General features: G+C 43.3%; 18 protein-coding genes. 13 read left to right on the forward strand and 5 right to left on the reverse strand.

Annotation, left to right across the window (positions count from 1 at the left end; translation table 11 throughout):
* The first annotated feature begins 98 nt into the window (after positions 1 to 98).
* A complete protein-coding gene (locus B9A91_RS15135) occupies positions 99 to 2069 on the forward strand; it encodes an ATP-binding protein (protein WP_084239856.1) in 1971 nt (656 codons plus the stop codon).
* Between the two features lie 32 nt (positions 2070 to 2101).
* Here B9A91_RS15135 and B9A91_RS15140 read toward each other — a convergent pair whose 3' ends face one another.
* On the reverse strand, positions 2102 to 2509 hold the full coding sequence (locus B9A91_RS15140; RefSeq protein WP_144008952.1) for a hypothetical protein: 408 nt from the start codon (positions 2507 to 2509) through the stop codon (positions 2102 to 2104).
* Positions 2510 to 2660: 151 nt separating this feature from the next.
* Between B9A91_RS15140 and B9A91_RS15145 the strand changes: the two genes are divergently transcribed.
* From B9A91_RS15145 to B9A91_RS15160, 4 genes are read left to right on the forward strand one after another with little or no spacing between them, the layout of a single operon-like run.
* A complete protein-coding gene (locus tag B9A91_RS15145) occupies positions 2661 to 3302 on the forward strand; it encodes a response regulator transcription factor (protein WP_084239858.1) in 642 nt (213 codons plus the stop codon).
* A 42-nt stretch (positions 3303 to 3344) separates the two neighbouring features.
* Entirely contained in the window at positions 3345 to 3644 is a 300-nt protein-coding gene (locus tag B9A91_RS15150; protein ID WP_084239859.1) for a Dabb family protein, read from the forward strand.
* Between the two features lie 6 nt (positions 3645 to 3650).
* Complete coding sequence (locus B9A91_RS15155) at positions 3651 to 4046, forward strand: DUF2784 domain-containing protein (RefSeq protein WP_084239860.1); 396 nt, start codon at positions 3651 to 3653, stop codon at positions 4044 to 4046.
* 1 nt (position 4047) lies between these two features.
* Positions 4048 to 4602 carry a GNAT family N-acetyltransferase gene (locus tag B9A91_RS15160; protein ID WP_084239861.1) on the forward strand — a complete coding sequence of 185 codons (555 nt, stop codon included), beginning with the start codon at positions 4048 to 4050 and terminating at the stop codon, positions 4600 to 4602.
* Here B9A91_RS15160 and B9A91_RS15165 read toward each other — a convergent pair.
* Positions 4599 to 5483: a helix-turn-helix domain-containing protein gene (locus tag B9A91_RS15165; RefSeq protein WP_084240246.1), complete on the reverse strand. Its 885-nt coding sequence runs from the start codon at positions 5481 to 5483 to the stop codon at positions 4599 to 4601. The two genes, B9A91_RS15160 and B9A91_RS15165, sit on opposite strands and share 4 nt — an antisense overlap.
* Positions 5484 to 5579: 96 nt before the next feature.
* Here B9A91_RS15165 and B9A91_RS15170 point away from each other — a divergent pair, with 96 nt between their 5' ends.
* A complete protein-coding gene (locus tag B9A91_RS15170) occupies positions 5580 to 7022 on the forward strand; it encodes an arabinose isomerase (protein ID WP_084239862.1) in 1443 nt (480 codons plus the stop codon).
* A 36-nt stretch (positions 7023 to 7058) separates the two neighbouring features.
* Positions 7059 to 8939 carry a gamma-glutamyltransferase family protein gene (locus tag B9A91_RS15175; RefSeq protein WP_084239863.1) on the forward strand — a complete coding sequence of 627 codons (1881 nt, stop codon included), beginning with the start codon at positions 7059 to 7061 and terminating at the stop codon, positions 8937 to 8939.
* Here B9A91_RS15175 and B9A91_RS15180 read toward each other — a convergent pair.
* Both B9A91_RS15180 and B9A91_RS15185 read right to left on the reverse strand, forming a co-directional pair.
* On the reverse strand, positions 8921 to 10138 hold the full coding sequence (locus tag B9A91_RS15180; RefSeq protein ID WP_084239864.1) for an MFS transporter: 1218 nt from the start codon (positions 10136 to 10138) through the stop codon (positions 8921 to 8923). The two genes, B9A91_RS15175 and B9A91_RS15180, sit on opposite strands and share 19 nt — an antisense overlap.
* Before the next feature lie 139 nt (positions 10139 to 10277).
* Positions 10278 to 11225 carry a sugar phosphate isomerase/epimerase family protein gene (locus B9A91_RS15185; protein WP_084239865.1) on the reverse strand — a complete coding sequence of 316 codons (948 nt, stop codon included), beginning with the start codon at positions 11223 to 11225 and terminating at the stop codon, positions 10278 to 10280.
* An 81-nt stretch (positions 11226 to 11306) separates the two neighbouring features.
* On the opposite strand from B9A91_RS15185, the gene B9A91_RS15190 reads away from it, so the two are divergent.
* The 6 genes from B9A91_RS15190 to B9A91_RS15215 all read left to right on the forward strand — a co-directional run bounded on the left by B9A91_RS15190 (position 11307) and on the right by B9A91_RS15215 (position 14558).
* Complete coding sequence (locus B9A91_RS15190; RefSeq protein ID WP_200815670.1) at positions 11307 to 11768, forward strand: DUF4268 domain-containing protein; 462 nt, start codon at positions 11307 to 11309, stop codon at positions 11766 to 11768.
* A gap of 107 nt (positions 11769 to 11875) precedes the next feature.
* Positions 11876 to 12100, forward strand: a complete 225-nt coding sequence (locus B9A91_RS15195) for a CDGSH iron-sulfur domain-containing protein (protein ID WP_084240247.1) — start codon at positions 11876 to 11878, stop codon at positions 12098 to 12100.
* A 58-nt stretch (positions 12101 to 12158) separates the two neighbouring features.
* The gene (locus B9A91_RS15200; protein WP_084239867.1) at positions 12159 to 12866 is read left to right on the forward strand and encodes a DUF4142 domain-containing protein; all 708 of its coding nucleotides are present in this window, start codon (positions 12159 to 12161) and stop codon (positions 12864 to 12866) included.
* A 67-nt stretch (positions 12867 to 12933) separates the two neighbouring features.
* Positions 12934 to 13467, forward strand: coding sequence for a hypothetical protein (locus B9A91_RS15205; RefSeq protein WP_084239868.1), 534 nt, complete (start codon positions 12934 to 12936; stop codon positions 13465 to 13467).
* Positions 13467 to 14033 carry a Crp/Fnr family transcriptional regulator gene (locus tag B9A91_RS15210; protein WP_084239869.1) on the forward strand — a complete coding sequence of 189 codons (567 nt, stop codon included), beginning with the start codon at positions 13467 to 13469 and terminating at the stop codon, positions 14031 to 14033. The genes B9A91_RS15205 and B9A91_RS15210 overlap by 1 nt, the downstream gene beginning before the upstream one ends.
* A 54-nt stretch (positions 14034 to 14087) precedes the next feature.
* Positions 14088 to 14558 carry a DoxX family protein gene (locus tag B9A91_RS15215; protein WP_084239870.1) on the forward strand — a complete coding sequence of 157 codons (471 nt, stop codon included), beginning with the start codon at positions 14088 to 14090 and terminating at the stop codon, positions 14556 to 14558.
* On the opposite strand, the gene B9A91_RS15220 is transcribed toward B9A91_RS15215, so the two are convergent.
* A complete protein-coding gene (locus B9A91_RS15220; protein WP_084239871.1) occupies positions 14550 to 16139 on the reverse strand; it encodes an ABC-F family ATP-binding cassette domain-containing protein in 1590 nt (529 codons plus the stop codon). The genes B9A91_RS15215 and B9A91_RS15220 overlap by 9 nt on opposite strands.
* Positions 16140 to 16241 lie beyond the last annotated feature (102 nt).

Here is a 16241-nt window from a genome sequence, read left to right on the forward strand (position 1 = left end):
TTACGCCAGTACGATAAGCAGATACAATAGCTTAAAACTGGTGTTTTATAGCTACCTGTTTACCGGTATTTTATTTTAATATTTCGCTGGCTTAAAAAATGTCTGCATTTTTAAAGGATATGATCAGAACAGTCTTCCTATTTTTTTCTTTAATTGCCCTTAGCCCTGATTCCAGTGCCCAGGACTGGAAAATGAGAAAGAACAAAATTGAAATGGACAGTCTTGCACTTGTTGTCAGATCAAATGCGTCAGATAGTATTAGGGCAAGGGCAAGCTATTTGCTTTCTTCCAGATTGATGGGAACGGATAAAGCCAAAAGCAGGTATTACCTGGAGAAAGGGAAATTGCTTTCAGGGAAAAATGCTTTTTTGCAGGCACTATATCTGTATTACCAGGCACAGTGTTATATGATAGTGGATGATAAACGGGCCTCTGATACTTATGAGAAAGCCAGAATAGCCTTATTGCCGTTTAATACCAAGCAAGCGTACCTTTTTCAGGCGGGTGCCTTGTCCGGTCGGGTACTGGCATCTGAAAATCTGGACAACCGATTGTATGTTGAGCTACTGATACATAAGGTGTTACCACTGGTTGAAAAGAGCGATGACTCTACCATGATTGCGCAGTACAATTACAGGATTGCTACCTATTTTATGCTGGAAAAACAGTATAGGACGGGAGCGGCATATTTTAAGCGTGCCGCGAAATTGCTGAGGGGCAGGCCAGCTGACTTTCGTACTTTTTTGATGGCCTATTTATGGGCGGTAAGCAATCACATCGCTATTGATGAGTTTGAAGAAGCCAGAGAGATGCTGGAAGAGCTTGACGCTATACTTTGGCCGTATCCATCCTGGACCAAAGGGGCTCATTATTATTACAATGAGTCTTTATATAACGATAACGAACGGTTTGGAAAGACACTGGATGCCCTTTTAAAAAAGTGGGAAGCCAGCGGGCACAGAAAAGGGGATGCTATAAAGCGTTTGTTGCTTTCCAAAAAATACGATATGTTGATTGAGGCAAGGTATTATGAACTCGCAAAGTTTTTTTTGGAAGACATGCTGCAATCCAAACTATTTTATGCCGATGCGGAGAGTAGAAAAATCATATACGACCAATTGGTAAAAGCAAATTCTGGTCTGGGTATGATGGATCAGGCTTATTACTGGTCGAAGGCCTACAGTAAACTGAACGACAGCATACACGCAGGCAGACTCGAAGAGCGACTTAGCGAGATGGAGATCAAGTACAGAAATGCCGAAAATCAACAGAAGATTATACAGCTGGAGGCAGAAAATGAAAGGGCATTACTGTATTCAAAGAATACGAGGCTGGTTATTTTGTCACTTGTGATCACCATAATGCTGATTCTGGTACTGGCTGCTTTTGGGTTTTATTATTACAGGAACAGGTCAAAGCTGATGACAACTCATGCGATGCTGGAAGGAGAGGAAAGAGAACGGGAAAGGGTAGCAAGGGAATTACATGATGGGCTCGGGGGGATGCTTGCAGGTGTAAAGATTAAGTTATCGGCCTGGGGCGCGAATCAGGAGGTAAAAAATGGAAATTCCGAATTTAACAGGATTGTATCAGAACTTGATAATTCTGTGAAGGAACTTAGGCATATATCGCGTAACCTGATGCCCGAAAGTTTGTTGCGCTTTGGCTTGGAGACCGCATTAAAGGATCTTTGTGAATCTGTGATGACAGAAAAGCAGTATATCGATTTTCAGTCCTTCCAGATCGAGTCCAGTCTGCCCCTGCAAACCCAGCTGAATGTATACAGGATTGTGCAGGAGCTGTTAAACAATGCTATCCGGCATTCGGGGGCCAGTCATATCATTATTCAGTGCAGTCAGAACCAGGATACCTTTTTCATTACAGTGGAAGACAATGGGAGCGGCTTTGATGCAGAGGTCGATGCCAAAGGATTGGGCTTGGCAAATGTAAAAAAGCGTGTAGACTTTATGAAAGGAAAAGTGCAGGTAGAGTCGGTGATGGGTAATGGAACTACAATTCATATTGAATTAAATACAAAGCATAAAAAAGCACCACTTATATTTAAGTGATGCTTCGAATCAGCGTTTTAATGCTTTAATGGTTATTCAAAACCGTAAGATACTACGTCATAGATTGAGCTGCCCGAAGAACTCGGTGTTTTACTGTCTACCACTTTTCCATCTACCAGAAGCTCAAGTTTTACAGTTCCTGAAGTTCCTGTGTAAAATGACATGCTCAGTACATCACCGGCTTTTACTTTTACCGTCATTTTCTTTGAAAAGGGCAATGCTGCCGGGTTGATAGTAGTTCTTGCACCGGTTTCATTATCGTAAATTACTTCACCGGATGTTACATTTGCAACAGATGTAACCTTATACTCAACCTGTACGTCTTTTGGATATCCACTAGGGCCGTCTTTTTTATCTTTACTGCATGATGCAAATAAAACCACTCCCAGAAATAAAGCAGTCATTTTTAGCGCGTAGCTTTTTAATGTTAAAGTTTTCATAGATATTTCTTCTTTTAAATTCATATACCGGCAAAATTATTTGATGCAAGCCTGACTGGCAATCACCTTAAACAGGGGTTTTGTTCTACTGGTTTTCAGGTATTTTTGTTATAATTTGGGATGATCATAAAATGATGCTTATTTTTCACCTATGTATCTACCTAAAACACTTGCTATTGTAGACGACCATCCGATTGTGATCCAGGGCCTGCAAATGCTGCTGATCAATAATAAAGACATTGAGGTAGGCGGCTGTTTTACTACGGGCGCAGAATTTATGTCTTTTTTAAAGGAGCATAAAGTTGATGTGGTATTGCTGGATGTAATGCTGCCAGATTGTAATGGACTGGACCTTTGCAAGGAGATTAAACTGGTTTCGCCTGAAACGAGCGTACTCGCTTTAAGTAATCACAGTGAGCGCAGCATGGTGATGCAGATGCTGCAAAACGGGGCCAGTGGTTACCTGCTTAAAAACGCTGCTGTTGAAGAATTGCTGGATTGTATTTATGAATCGCTCAAAGGCGAGGTTGCGTTCAGTAAAGCCGTTAAAGAAATCATAGCCCGTCCGTCTGCAAATGATCTGAAGGGTATTCCTCAGCTTACCAGGCGCGAAAAAGAGATCCTGCAGTTGATTGCAGAGGGTAAGACTACGGCGGTTATGGCGAAAGAGCTTTTTGTAAGTCCCTTAACTATAGAAACCCATCGCAGAAATTTGCTGCAAAAGTTCGAAGTGAAGAATGTCGCTTTGCTGATTAAAGTAGCAGGACAACAGGGATTGCTGCAATCCCTGTAATTGTCTGGTTCTGTTTCTTTATATTCGCAGAAAAATTAAGAAATGATAGCACATCACGTTTTATTCTGGCTAAAAGCAGATACATCAGCAGATCAGAAAGCAGCTTTCCGCAAAGGGTTGCAGTCGTTAGAGCAAATAGAGGTAGTTAAAACTTTTCATATCGGTACACCGGCACCTATTGAGCGTGCGGTGGTAGATACTACCTATACTTTCTCCCTGTTGTTGTTTTTCGAAAACCTTGCTGCGCATGATGTTTACCAGGTGCACGAAATTCATAAGGCATTTCTGGATGAGTTCAGGGTACTTTTCGAAAAGGTAATTATCTATGATGCCGTATCATAAATTGTAATGTACCAGTTGTACGATATCTTCTTTACCCTTTTGCACCTGTTGATTGTGGGCTTTAACCTGCTCGGCTGGATCTGGAAAAGGACAAGAAGACTTCATTTTATACTCGTGCTGCTTACAGCAGCATCCTGGCTTGTTCTGGGCATCTGGTATGGCTTGGGTTATTGCCCGGTCACAGATTGGCAATGGCAGGTTAAAGAACATCTGGGCGAGACCGGCCTGCCAAACTCATTTATCAAGTATTACGCAGATAAAATAACAGGTCAGGATGTGCCGGCGGGTTTTATTGACCTGGCAACCTCGATCTGCTTTGCCATTGCGGCTTTCCTGTCTGTGTATTTGAATTTTATAAGAAAGAAAAACCCCGGGGACAATTACAGGCAAATAACAAACTGAGATGATAAGACAAGCACAACCCGAAGATGCAGGGGCTATAGCCCCTTTAATTGTGTTGGCCATGGACAGCCTGGCAGCAAAGTTTACGAACAGCGCTGAATCGGCCGAGACCCTTGCCCTGTTTGAAAAATTTGCAGGATTGCCCGCAAACCAGTACAGTTATGAAAATGTACTGGTATATGTTGATGAAGCAGGGATCAGTGGAATGATCAGTGCATACGATGGAGCTCGTCTGGAACTGCTCAGAGCACCTTTCCTTGAACACATTTCCGGAACCTATGGTTTTACCGAAATTCCTGAACAGGAAACACAGGAAGGTGAATATTACATTGATTGTGTAAGCGTATCGCCGGGCACACAAGGAAAAGGTATCGGCAGGGAACTGATTAAAGCCTTGCTGGAACATGCCGCTAAGACTGGTCATAAAAAAGTAGGTTTACTGGTCAGTAAAGAAAACCCCAGGGCAGAAAAGCTATACTCGGGCCTTGGTTTCCTTACCGTAAAGGAAAGGGGATTTATGGGCGGAGATTATTTTCATATGCAATGTGCCGTCTAGAAACTGTTCATCCGTTTGCGGTAGTTTTCAGGTGAACTGTTGGTTTTAAGTTTAAAGAGCCTGGAAAAATAAAAGGCAGACTCAAAGCCCAGTTCGAAAGCGATCTCTTTTACCGGCTTTCGGGTGCCTGCCAGCAGGTTCCTGGCATGCTCTATTTTAAGCTGCAGCAGATACTGGTGAGGGGCAATTCCGGTAAACGCTTTAAATGCCTTTCGCAGCCAGGAATAGCTCACCTGTAGTTCTGCAGCAATTGCATCCATGTTCACGTTCTTATTTACCTGTCCCCTGAGCAAGGCCATTGCTTTGTTGACCAGGGCTTCGGAGATGTTTTGCCTGCTCAGGTGTTCCTGTCTTTTCCGGTGATAGATATCGCCCAGCAGATGCAGCACCATACCTGCAACCAGTGGCTGGTAACCAGGTTGTTCTGCCTTGGTTTTTTCTATGATGCTGGTAAAAAGTGCAATGAGCTGCTCATGAATCCCGATAGCCAGAACGCTCTGGTCGGGAGATACAAAATCATTTCTGACAATGTTGCGGATAATATCCCCGTTAAAACCTACCCAGAATTCATCCCAACCCGTATGTTCATCCGGCTTAAACCTGTGCCATTCCCGGGGAAAGAGCAGGATGACCATTCCTTCATGCACCCTTGTCTGTCTGCAGTTCCGGGATTCGAAAACACCCTTACCCCGGGTAATGTAAATGAGCTGGTATTCTTCGAGTATCCTGCCCTTATCCCAGTCGAACTGATGGTCTGAAGGGTGACCGGAGGCAGGATAGGGGGTGCCGGGGTTTATGCGGTTATAGCCGGCATTCAGTATATGAAGGCCCCATTTGGCATCGTCGTCGCTTAAAGGAAGGTATTTAAAATAGTTATTCATCCTATGTCTCAATTTGTATATGCTGTTTATCAGATTATACATTGATCCTGTAAAGTTTAATGTCAAATTTTGTACTGACCTAAAAGTATAAATCTTATGATGAATAATGAAATGGCTTCAGCACTTAAAATTGGTTTGTTTGGCATAGGGCTGGATACCTACTGGCCACAATTTGAAGGATTAAAGGATCGTTTGGAAGGACAGCTCGATATTGTGGAAAAGCGTCTTTCTGCTATTCACCCTGACATTGTAAATGCTGGATTGGTAGACAGTGCAGATAAAGCGTTTGAAGCGGGTAAGTTATTCAAAAAGGCAGACGTAGATGTGATCTTTTTATACGTAAGCACCTATGCTTTATCGGCTACCGTACTGCCGGTTGTGCAACGTGCAAAGGTACCGGTAGTTATCCTTAATCTTAGTCCGGATAATGCTATTGATTATGAAGCTTTTAATGCAATGAACGACAGGACGAGGATGACCGGGGAATGGCTGGCTTATTGTTCGGCCTGTCCGGTACCAGAGCTTGCCAATGTATTTAACCGGGTAGGCATTAGGTTTCATCAGATTACAGGTATGTTGCATGACGATCCTGAATGCTGGAATGAAATTAAAGAATGGGTAGAAGCTGCCAGAGTAGCCAGTATTATGAGCTATAACCGCATGGGCTGTATGGGACATTATTACAGCGGCATGCTGGATATTTATTCCGATCTGACACTACAATATGCCTGTTTTGGCGGGCATATTGAATTGCTGGAAGTAGAAGAGCTTGCCGCGCTGAGAAAGCAGGTAAATACAGCAGAGGTACAAGCCAGGCTTGCACTTTTTGCCGAAGTTTTTGATGTTCAGCCGGATTGTGCGGAAGAGGAACTGCAGAAAGCGGCCATCACCTCTTTGGCCCTCGATAAGCTGGTAGAACTGCATCAGTTGGGTTCTATGGCCTATTATTACAAAGGGACAGGAAACCCCGAAAATGAAGAAGCCATCAGTTCCATTATCCTGGGTAATTCTCTTTTAACGGCCCGGGGCATCCCTGTTGCGGGCGAATATGAAATTAAAAATGCCCAGGCGATGAAAATTATGGATGCTTTTGGTGCAGGAGGTTCATTTACTGAATATTATGCTATGGATTTTGCAGCTGATGTGGTATTGATGGGGCATGATGGTCCGGGGCATATTGCGATTGCGGAGGGCAAAACCAAAGTGCGGCCGCTTGGCGTTTATCATGGTAAGGTAGGAAAAGGGCTGTCTGTGGAAATGTCGGTAAAAAATGGTCCTGTGACCTTGTTATCGGTAGTGGAGCAGAAAGGAGGCCGATTGATGCTTCTGGTTGCTGAGGCTGAAGCGGTAGCCGGACCGATCCTGCAGATTGGCAATACCAATAGCCGGTACAGGTTTGCAATCGGGGCCAGGAATTTCGTTAACAAATGGAACAGCTACGGCCCTGCACACCATTGTGCAATAGGTGTGGGACATATCAGCTCAAAAATTGAAAAGCTGGGGCAATTGTTAAATATGGATGTGGTAAAGGTTTGCTAGCTATTTTTGCTTAATTTTAAGCATCAATAGCGGTTTATGAAATATTTGTTCACTTTATGGATTGCAGGGATTTGTAGCTTATCCCTGTCAGCCCAGCAAACCCAGAAGCCGGTTTTGCACGGGCGCAACTGGATGGCCATTACCGGAAAGCCACTGGCTGCAACTGCTGGGGCAATGATTTTTCAACAGGGTGGAAATGCTGTTGATGCCTCCTGTGCTATGCTTGCTGCCACCTGCACCATGTGGGATACCTTAAGCTGGGGTGGAGAAACACAAGTGTTGATCTATAATCCAAAAACCAGGAAAGTGATAGCCATCAATGCGATGGGAGTAGCACCAACCGGCGCTACAGCAACATTCTTTAAAAACAAAGGTTATGGTTTCCCTCCTGAATTTGGTCCGCTTGCTGCTACTACACCGGGAACACCGGGCGGACTGATATACATGCTGGTCAATTATGGAACAATGAGCCTGAAACAGGTGCTGGCACCGGCCATGGAAATGGCTGCAGGATATCCTATTGAAGCACAGGCCGCCAATACCATTGAGCGCCAGAAAAATTTAATTGCAGAATGGCCCTACAGCAAGAAGGTCTTTTTGACCCATCCCGGAGAAAAGAGAGCAGCTCCTGAGGCAGGCGAAATCTTTGTGCAGAAGGACTTGCTGGCTACCTTAAACAAAATGGTAGCCGCGGAGCAGCAGGCATTGAAGCAGGGTAAAACCAGAAAAGAAGCATTAATGGCGGCCTATGACCGTTTTTATAAAGGAGATATTGCACAAGAATTTGTACGGGGCTGCCAGGAACAAGGCGGACTGATCACGATGCAGGATCTCGAAAAATGGAAACCTCTGGAAGAAGAACCACTCACGGTAAATTACAAAGGCATAGATGTTTATAAATTGCAGCAATGGACGCAGGGACCAGTGCTGTTGCAGGCACTGAATATTCTGGAGAATTTTGACCTTAAATCGATGGGCTATAACAGTACCAGGTATATCCATACCTTGTACCAGGCGATGAACCTTTCTTTTGCAGACCGTGATTTTTATTATGGCGACCCTTATACTGCACCCGAGGAACCGGTTAAGGGTTTACTGAGCAAAGCCTATGCAAAGGAGCGGGCCGGATTGATACAATTCGAAAAAAATAATCCTGATGTCGGCCCGGGTGATCCTTATCCGTATGAAGGCAAGGTAAATCCGTACCTGGCATTACTTAAAAGCAGGGGATTTGAACAGGACACCGGGAAAAGGAATTTTGCACCCAAGCACGATATGGGACTGAATTTGCCGGATGAGGCATACATGGACAGGCTGTGGCGGGGGACGACTTCGATAGAAGCGGCCGATAAAGAAGGATGGGTAGTTTCTGTTACGCCCAGCGGAGGCTGGCTGCCTGCCTGTATCGCAGGTAACACCGGGATAGGAATGAGCCAGCGCATGCAGAGTTTTGTACTGGATTCAACTATAAATCCCTTTAATGTAGTTGCACCCGGTAAACGGCCAAGAGTGACTTTATCGCCCTCACTGGCTTTGAAGGATGGTAAACCCTTCCTTGCATCGGCAGTTCAGGGGGGCGACACCCAGGACCAAAACCTGCTGCAGTTCTTTTTAAATGTAGCAGAGTTTGGGATGAATGTACAACAGGCGGCAGAGGCGGCCAATTTCAATACCAATCAACTCTGGCTTTCGTTGGGGGGTACAACAATGAACGACAGGAAGCCTAAAGCAGGTCAATTACTGCTAAACAACTCAACAAGTGATGCTGTGCGCACTGAACTCAAAAAAATGGGTTACACCTTAAGTTTTGATGAGCGCACCAGCGGGCCTATCAACGCTATTTATTTCGATTGGAAACATCATTCTTTATGGGGAGGTTCCAGTAACCATGGCGAAGATTACGGTATAGCCTGGTGATCTGGTTTTTTACTCATTCTGTAGATTGTAAACATAATCAGTGCAGAAAGCACCGTCAGGATCAGGTAGCTTTCGGCAAGATGATGCTCATCTTTTGCCGGCAAAACCGAAATGATGCTGTAACTTAAAAAAGATACGATTACATAGGTGATGCCTCCGGTTAGGCCACTGGCTATTCCGGCATTTTTAGGAAACTGGCCAAGGCAGAAGGTAAAGTAGTTGTTAAAAATATAACCTGCAGTAACGTGGATCAGAAAAGCAAATAGAACCAAAGTATAAAGGCTGGAAATAAACTGGATACTGATCAGCATCATCAATACAAATATTACCTGTAATAGCAGGTTGGTGCTCATCTTTTTAAAGAAAGGACGGTTAAGGGTAGCTTTACCAATAAAACCACCTACCATCCATGCAAAACCCAATACCAGCGAACTGTAGCCAGCTACCACCGGTGTAAAATGCAGGTGGTGCTCCACAATAAAAGGGCCTGTCATGTTATAGATCATTACCATGGTGTAGGCCAGGCCAAGCATCACGATGCCTAAACTAAAGCTTAACGTTTTGATCATTTTAAGATAGGTACAGGCAATTTTCTTTAATGAAAATTCCGAGAAATGGTTTAGGGTCTCGCCACTATAAATGAATTCCAGTATGGCCAGTACAATAGCCAGTAAAGCCAGAAAGTAGAAATTAGACTCCCATCCAAATGCGGTTTGCAGGTAACCGCCAATAAAAGGGGCAACAATGGGGCCGGTAGACCATATGATAGAAAAAAGGCTCAGGTAGTGCTTTAACTGATCGCCGCTAAAAAGATCTACAAAATACGCTCTTTTAGCTACTATAATGGTGCCTACGGTAAAGCCATGAATGATCCTCATGAGGTAGATCAGGTAAATATTATGCGTATTGGCAATAATAATGCTGGCTGCGGCGAAAATAACAAGACAGATGAGGCTTAAGCGATAACGGCCAAAACTGTCGAGCACACTGCCGATAAACAGTTGTGAAATGCCATAGCTGATTAAAAATAAACTCAATGTAAGCTGTACCTGAAGGCTGCTTACATGCAGGGTAGCAGCCATGCTAGGCAGCGAAGGGATATAAATGTCTGTAGCGAAGCCAGATAGGGGTAAGAGGGCAAATGCGAGCAGGGTAGAAATGCCCTGGTGCTGTTGCGATAATACTTTTGTAGTGCTCAAAACGGGTGCGATGTTATTTTAAAAAGCCCAAAGTTAGGCTTTCAAAAAACGGCTGCTGTGCATTTTGAAACATGTAATTGTAATAAAAAAACGGATGACCGGCTAATTTTACATTAGCCTGAAGTATGGGTTAAAAATTTTAAGCCAGCCAGGATTTTAGTGTTTTCAGGTCGGCTTCCATATACCTGATCACTTCCTGTTCTGATATCGAGAGTTTCGTAGCACCAGACTCCGCACCTCCCAACGGATATTCGTAATGCAGGGATATGGGCTTTATAATGTTGTATTTTTTCAGGAGCTGAAAATACTGTTTGAAATCGACCATACCCTCACCGAGGGAAACATTCCGGGGAACCCATTTTTCATTTTCCTTTGCCCAGTAAAAATCTTTGATGGGCATAGAACCTATATGTTTGTGCAAAAGCTTAAACCCGTTTGGCCATGCTTTGGCACCGTCTACGGTTGCATGTCTTACATCAAACTGGCAGCCAATCCATTTTGGGTCCAGGTCTTTAATGGCCAGCCACAGGTCCCAGAGTGAGCCGCCAAACAAACCGGTATGGTTTTGGTAGTCGCCATGAATGTTGTAGCGTTCATTCAGCACAGCAAGTGCTGCCAGCTGTTTTTTAAACTGCGCTATACTGGCTGCGGGATCTCCGTCATCCGGATAAGGATACCAGCCCATTCTGTAGTTTTTTATACCCAGCGCTGAGGCAGTTTTTAAAATGTCTATGGTGTGTTTTTCATCTGCAGCCTTGATATCTGTTGTCATGGTAAAGACTTCCAGGCCTTCATTTCTTATGGCTTCAACAGCCAGCGGCAGGTCGGTTTTTACCTTTTCAGGCAATACATGGCCTTTGGGCCTAACGGTAAGGTCTATCCCGTCAAAGCCCATTTTTGCCGCAAGCTTTGCCATATCTTTATAGTTTAGCCAATGCAGGTTTTTGGAAAATATGCTGATGCTCAGCTTATTGCTGGGTAGGCCTTTTTTAACCGGGCCGCCAAAAGCAGGGAAAGATGCTGGTAAAGCTGCCGCGGCTATAAGCGAATACCTGATGAAATCTTTACGGGTAATAGTTGGATTCATTTCCTAAAGATATCAAAGAGAACTTAGAGTGACAATATGTCGACCTAATTAATGATCTTTGTTGGTTTAAAACTACAGGTTTTGTACTCAAAAGATCAGGCTTCACAACTCAGACAAACATTCTGGACTACATTTGGGCAGTATATCGCGCCACAGCCTTCGGCAGAGGGGCTAAAGATAAACTGGGTCAATTACAAGACCGGGATCAAACATGTTTTTTTTAAAATGCAGGCCGATGGCCGCAGTGCTGATATTGCTATAGAAATTGCCCATCCAGATACCGGTATGCAGGAACTTGTTTTTGAGCAATTTAAAGCATACCGGAAGCTGCTGGAGCTCCAGCTTGGAGAAGCGTGGAGCTGGGAACTGCACGTAACCGGAGAAAATGGAAAAACGGTAAGCAGGATCTGCCAGAAAATCGAAGGCGTAAGTATTTTTAGAAAAGAAGACTGGCCCGCGCTTATTTCTTTTTTTAAGCCGCGAATCATTGCGCTGGATGAATTTTGGAGCGACGCAAAATATGGCTTTGAATTGTTTAATTAAGAGGGGTGGCTTTACAGGTTTTAAGTTTAGCAATAACGTTTCTAAACTAAAATCATATGCTAAACTGTTTCGGCATTGTTCTAGTTTTGCGGGAAATTAAAAATCAAATGTCAAAAACAAAACTTACAATTAACAACAACGGATCGGTAAAAATAGAAGGTGATTTCGAAATCGTGGATAGAAATGGGGATGCTTATGGCTTACAGGGAAGAACCGTGTTGTCTATCTGTCGTTGCGGACTGTCTAAGAATAAGCCTTTTTGTGATGGTTCTCATAACGGCCACTTTGAACATGAAGCTATTGCTTTCGAGCTTCCACCTAAAAAGGTGTAATTTCTAAACATTCTGGTATTGTTTTTTGTAGTTATTAGTAACTAATAAATGTACAGCTATGAAGCCTTTTCAGCTATTCACCGGTTTGAGCCTTGTTATTTGCCTGTTCGGTTCCTGCGTGTCCAGGAAGCCCACAAGAGATGCTGAGCAGAAACGTAAACCGGCGATAACCGGTGTTACGCCAACAATTAAGAACCCAAGCAGGGGGGTGATCAATGCGAGTGGTGATGGACTTACCCCTGGGATTGGCAGATCAAACGGGGCCGGTTCCGAAGAAAGTGCAACCAGTATTGCCAATAGCGCAATCGCAAAAGCAAATGTAGCTGTCAAAATCTCTGAGCGTAAGCTGTCGGGTTTAAGCGACGAAGAACTGATGGGCCGGATTTCGGAGCTACAGAATGGAATCGTAGATATGAGCGGCAGCATCTTGAAAAGCACCGGAAAGGAAAAGATCAGGAATTACGCTGAGGCGGTTTTAAAAGAATACGGGGCTGCTCAAAGTCAGCTTAAAAAGCTGCTGGCAGCGCAAGCGGTCCGTAGCCAGAATAGCCCCAAAGCGGGATCTGCAGTAGCAAAGAGTGATTTTGACTATGTCCAGGCGATGATATCAGGTCATCAGGACCTGATATTGCTGCTTACTGTGGCAGGAGCGTCTAAAGATAATGGTCTGAAGAATTTTGGAACGGCATACCTGCCCCTGGCGAAGAAACAGCTGGAGGATGCCCGTGAGCTGACAAAATTGGTTAGCCCAAAGCAGAAAAACTGATTAAAAACCTTCTATTTTCGGCATTATGCCAATGATTTGCTAGCTTTGCAGGGTAATTTACAAGTTTATGAAAGCAGGGCGTTTTACTATTGAGGAGGGTGATAATTCTATAAAAACTACGATAGCTGTGGTATCTTCCACCGCTGGCAAAATCTTTTTATATGCGTTGAATATTTTATTGATTGCTGTGGTGGTACTTTTTTTTATAGGAGATATAGGTATAATTACATTATTCATTGCTGTAATGGAGGTTCTGTTGTTCCGGTATTCACTCTGGAACCTTTATGGATCGGAAACGATCATTTTGAAAAAACATACTTTAACTTATCAGCAGTGCTATGGCTTCATTAAAATGCCCCTAAGAACTGTAAGTATTACCAAAACCCTAAGGGTAATTCCTTTTCATGAGAATTTTCAGGCCGGTAACCAGGCCATGAAACTGATATTTGAGTCTATTGACGAACGCTTACAACCTGTTAATCTTTACCAGACTTCGCTTCCTGTTTCCAATCAGGACTACAAAACATTCATGAATGCTTTCAACCGGTTTAATAAAGCCCATATGGAAGAATACCTGTTGCCACTTCCTCAAATGAATTGATGGAACAAATCCGGACGTACTTTGAGAAAATTGCCAAACTTTCCGATACCGATTGGCAATTTTTTTTGTCTAAACTAAAAAAACAGGAGTTCAAAAAAAAGGCTGTTGTTCTAAAAGCAGGAACAGTAGAAAATTACCTGTCATTTATTGAAAATGGGATAGTGCGGCTTTGCATTCCAGCTGAGTTTGATGACCTTACTTTTGGTTTTGCACATGCTGGTGCTTTTGTAAGCGCATACGATTCGTTTCTAACCCAAACTCCATCGGTATACCACATAGAAACCGTCACTGAAACCGTTTTATGGCGTATAAATTATGCTGACCTGCAATTGGTCTATGAAAATACTGCAATAGGTAACACCATAGGAAGGGGAGCGGCAGAGGCCTTATTTCTGGAAAAATCAAAAAGAGAGCTTTCGCTTTTAAACGATACCGCAGAGCAGCGTTACCTGAACCTTTTTGCGGAAAAACCACATTTATTTCAGCAGATTCCTTTAAAATTCATTGCTTCTTATATTGGCATTACCCCACAAGCCCTTAGCAGAATAAGACGACGGATTTCTTAACCCAGGTTCATTGCGTATGCTTTCTGCAATGTTCAATTTTGTAAATAAAAAATCATGAATGTATTAGTTGTATTGTTTATTTCAACGGGTATTGCGGCGCTTGTCATTAAAATCATGAGCCACGAACATCACTTGCCGGCTGCTGCAAGAATAGGAATGTCGGTCATGCTGTTATTTACAGCATTGGGGCATTTTATGTTTGCCAGGGGGATGAGCATGATGGTTCCCGACTTTATTCCCTTCAAAATAGAGCTGGTTTATCTAACCGGGGTTATTGAGGTTGCAGCAGCCATTGGCCTGCAGCTCCCTAAATTAAGGTTGCTTACCGCCTGGCTGCTGATCCTCTTTTTTATACTTATCCTGCCATCGAACGCTAAAGCTGCGCTGGAGCATATCGATATGTACAAAGCCAACTATGAAGGCACTGGTACCGGATATCTATGGTTTAGGATCCCTTTGCAATTGTTTTTTATTGCATGGATTTATTTTTCGGCCATAAAAAGTCAACAAAGAAAGTCAGGTTAATTCAATGGCCTGTTCTATATGGATGTCTTTTAAGAAGTGCTCATCATGAGATACCACAAGTAGTGCGCCCTGGTATTCATTAATTGCCGTTGTTAATATTTCAATGTTCTGAATATCCAGGTTGTTGGTAGGTTCATCCAGTATGATCATATCCGGAGCCTGGTTGCTGATGGTGAGCGAACAGAGCATAAGCCTCATTTTTTCACCTCCGCTCAGCGCGCTGCAGGGTTTGTCCCAATAGTTTGATGTAAAGAGAAACCTGTTCAGGCGGGTTTTTATTTCATGCTCCTGAAGTATGCCGGTATTGTACCGTTCTGCCTGCTGATAAACTGTAAGCCTGTTGTCTATTAAGGAATAATCCTGATCGATATACACCGAATTGAACTTTGCGCGTTGAATGGTGCCCCATCCTGGCTGAAGTTCGGCCAGTAGTATTTTAATTAAAGTAGTTTTTCCTGAACCATTTAATCCTTTAATGAGTATGCGTTTGGCAGCATTGATTTGAAAATTTAAACCTTTTTTCCAAAGCGGGTGGTCGGTATATCCAAAATTAATGTCTTTTGCGTCGATCAGGATTTTTCCTGTATGCAGGGCCGAATTATCGAAGTTCATTTTCATTTTGCCGCTCTCCGGACGTGTGCTACGCAATTGCGTAAGTTCCACGGAAATGTTGTTTATCTTTTCAGCGTGGACGCTCTTCATTTTCGAGGTACTGTTCTCGGCCTTGTTTCTCAGGGTATTCATCACTATGGTTGGTAGACCGGCTTTTTCCTGTTTCTTCTTTCCCTTTGCATCCAGTTTTTGCTGCCTTTCCATCGCTTCTTTTTCTGTTTCCCTGGCGCTGCGAAGAGACTTTTCTTTGTTTTTTAAATCCTGGTTCAGCGCTGCTGTTTCTGTGTTTTTCTGTTCAACATAGAAATCATAATTTCCGCCATAAATGTTAATCCCACCTTTGCTAAGTTCATATACTACATCCAAAAGGTTTAGCAGTGTGCGGTCATGGCTTACTACAATTAAAGTGTTTTTCGTTTGGCTGATGTAATCATAAAGCATGTTTCTGGCGGTGGTATCTAAATGATTACTTGGCTCGTCCATCAATACGGATTCGGGGCGGTTAACCATAATTCCTGCCAAAAACACTCTCGTCTTTTGTCCGCCGCTCAGCGTTTCTATTTTCTGGGTTAAATCCAGCCCCTCAAGGCCCCAGTAGTCAAAGGCTTTCTGACAGCGTTCTTCCAGAGCCCAGTCATCGTTAAGCTGGCTCAGGTTTTCATCCGTGATGTTTCCATTCAGAATTTCATTCAAGGCCTGAAGCTTATCGCTGATCTGAAGAGCTTGCGCTACAGTGTAATCATTAAACTGACCAAAAACCTGGGGAATATAATAAGGTTTAGGATTATTTTTTACCAGTCCGGCCGAGGGGTGCAGCGCTCCGGCCAGGATCTTCAAAAGTGTAGATTTTCCGGAGCCATTATTGCCTATTAAGGCAATTTTATCTTGCTTGTTTACTATGAAATTTAAATCAGTAAACAATAAATCTTTATTGGGATGTATATAGGTAAGGTCTTGAAGAATAAGCATAATTTCTTTCTTTAACAGGTGAACAAATGAAAGATTGCCAGTTACGGGCAATCCTGTTTATTTTCTGAAAGAAATTATATCCTACATTTAGTTTTGTATTGT

The sequence above is a fragment of the Pedobacter africanus genome, from assembly GCF_900176535.1.
Classification (GTDB): Bacteria; Bacteroidota; Bacteroidia; order Sphingobacteriales; family Sphingobacteriaceae; genus Pedobacter; species Pedobacter africanus.

What these genes read in the sequence shown, in the direction of transcription:
- B9A91_RS15135 (WP_084239856.1), top strand. Translation starts at nt 99, where the DNA reads ATGTCTGCATTTTTAAAGGATATGATCAGAACAGTCTTCCTATTTTTT.
- B9A91_RS15140 (WP_144008952.1), bottom strand. Translation starts at nt 2,509, where the DNA reads ATGAAAACTTTAACATTAAAAAGCTACGCGCTAAAAATGACTGCTTTA.
- B9A91_RS15145 (WP_084239858.1), top strand. Translation starts at nt 2,661, where the DNA reads ATGTATCTACCTAAAACACTTGCTATTGTAGACGACCATCCGATTGTG.
- B9A91_RS15150 (WP_084239859.1), top strand. Translation starts at nt 3,345, where the DNA reads ATGATAGCACATCACGTTTTATTCTGGCTAAAAGCAGATACATCAGCA.
- B9A91_RS15155 (WP_084239860.1), top strand. Translation starts at nt 3,651, where the DNA reads ATGTACCAGTTGTACGATATCTTCTTTACCCTTTTGCACCTGTTGATT.
- B9A91_RS15160 (WP_084239861.1), top strand. Translation starts at nt 4,048, where the DNA reads ATGATAAGACAAGCACAACCCGAAGATGCAGGGGCTATAGCCCCTTTA.
- B9A91_RS15165 (WP_084240246.1), bottom strand. Translation starts at nt 5,483, where the DNA reads ATGAATAACTATTTTAAATACCTTCCTTTAAGCGACGACGATGCCAAA.
- B9A91_RS15170 (WP_084239862.1), top strand. Translation starts at nt 5,580, where the DNA reads ATGATGAATAATGAAATGGCTTCAGCACTTAAAATTGGTTTGTTTGGC.
- B9A91_RS15175 (WP_084239863.1), top strand. Translation starts at nt 7,059, where the DNA reads ATGAAATATTTGTTCACTTTATGGATTGCAGGGATTTGTAGCTTATCC.
- B9A91_RS15185 (WP_084239865.1), bottom strand. Translation starts at nt 11,225, where the DNA reads ATGAATCCAACTATTACCCGTAAAGATTTCATCAGGTATTCGCTTATA.
- B9A91_RS15195 (WP_084240247.1), top strand. Translation starts at nt 11,876, where the DNA reads ATGTCAAAAACAAAACTTACAATTAACAACAACGGATCGGTAAAAATA.
- B9A91_RS15200 (WP_084239867.1), top strand. Translation starts at nt 12,159, where the DNA reads ATGAAGCCTTTTCAGCTATTCACCGGTTTGAGCCTTGTTATTTGCCTG.
- B9A91_RS15205 (WP_084239868.1), top strand. Translation starts at nt 12,934, where the DNA reads ATGAAAGCAGGGCGTTTTACTATTGAGGAGGGTGATAATTCTATAAAA.
- B9A91_RS15210 (WP_084239869.1), top strand. Translation starts at nt 13,467, where the DNA reads ATGGAACAAATCCGGACGTACTTTGAGAAAATTGCCAAACTTTCCGAT.
- B9A91_RS15215 (WP_084239870.1), top strand. Translation starts at nt 14,088, where the DNA reads ATGAATGTATTAGTTGTATTGTTTATTTCAACGGGTATTGCGGCGCTT.
- B9A91_RS15220 (WP_084239871.1), bottom strand. Translation starts at nt 16,139, where the DNA reads ATGCTTATTCTTCAAGACCTTACCTATATACATCCCAATAAAGATTTA.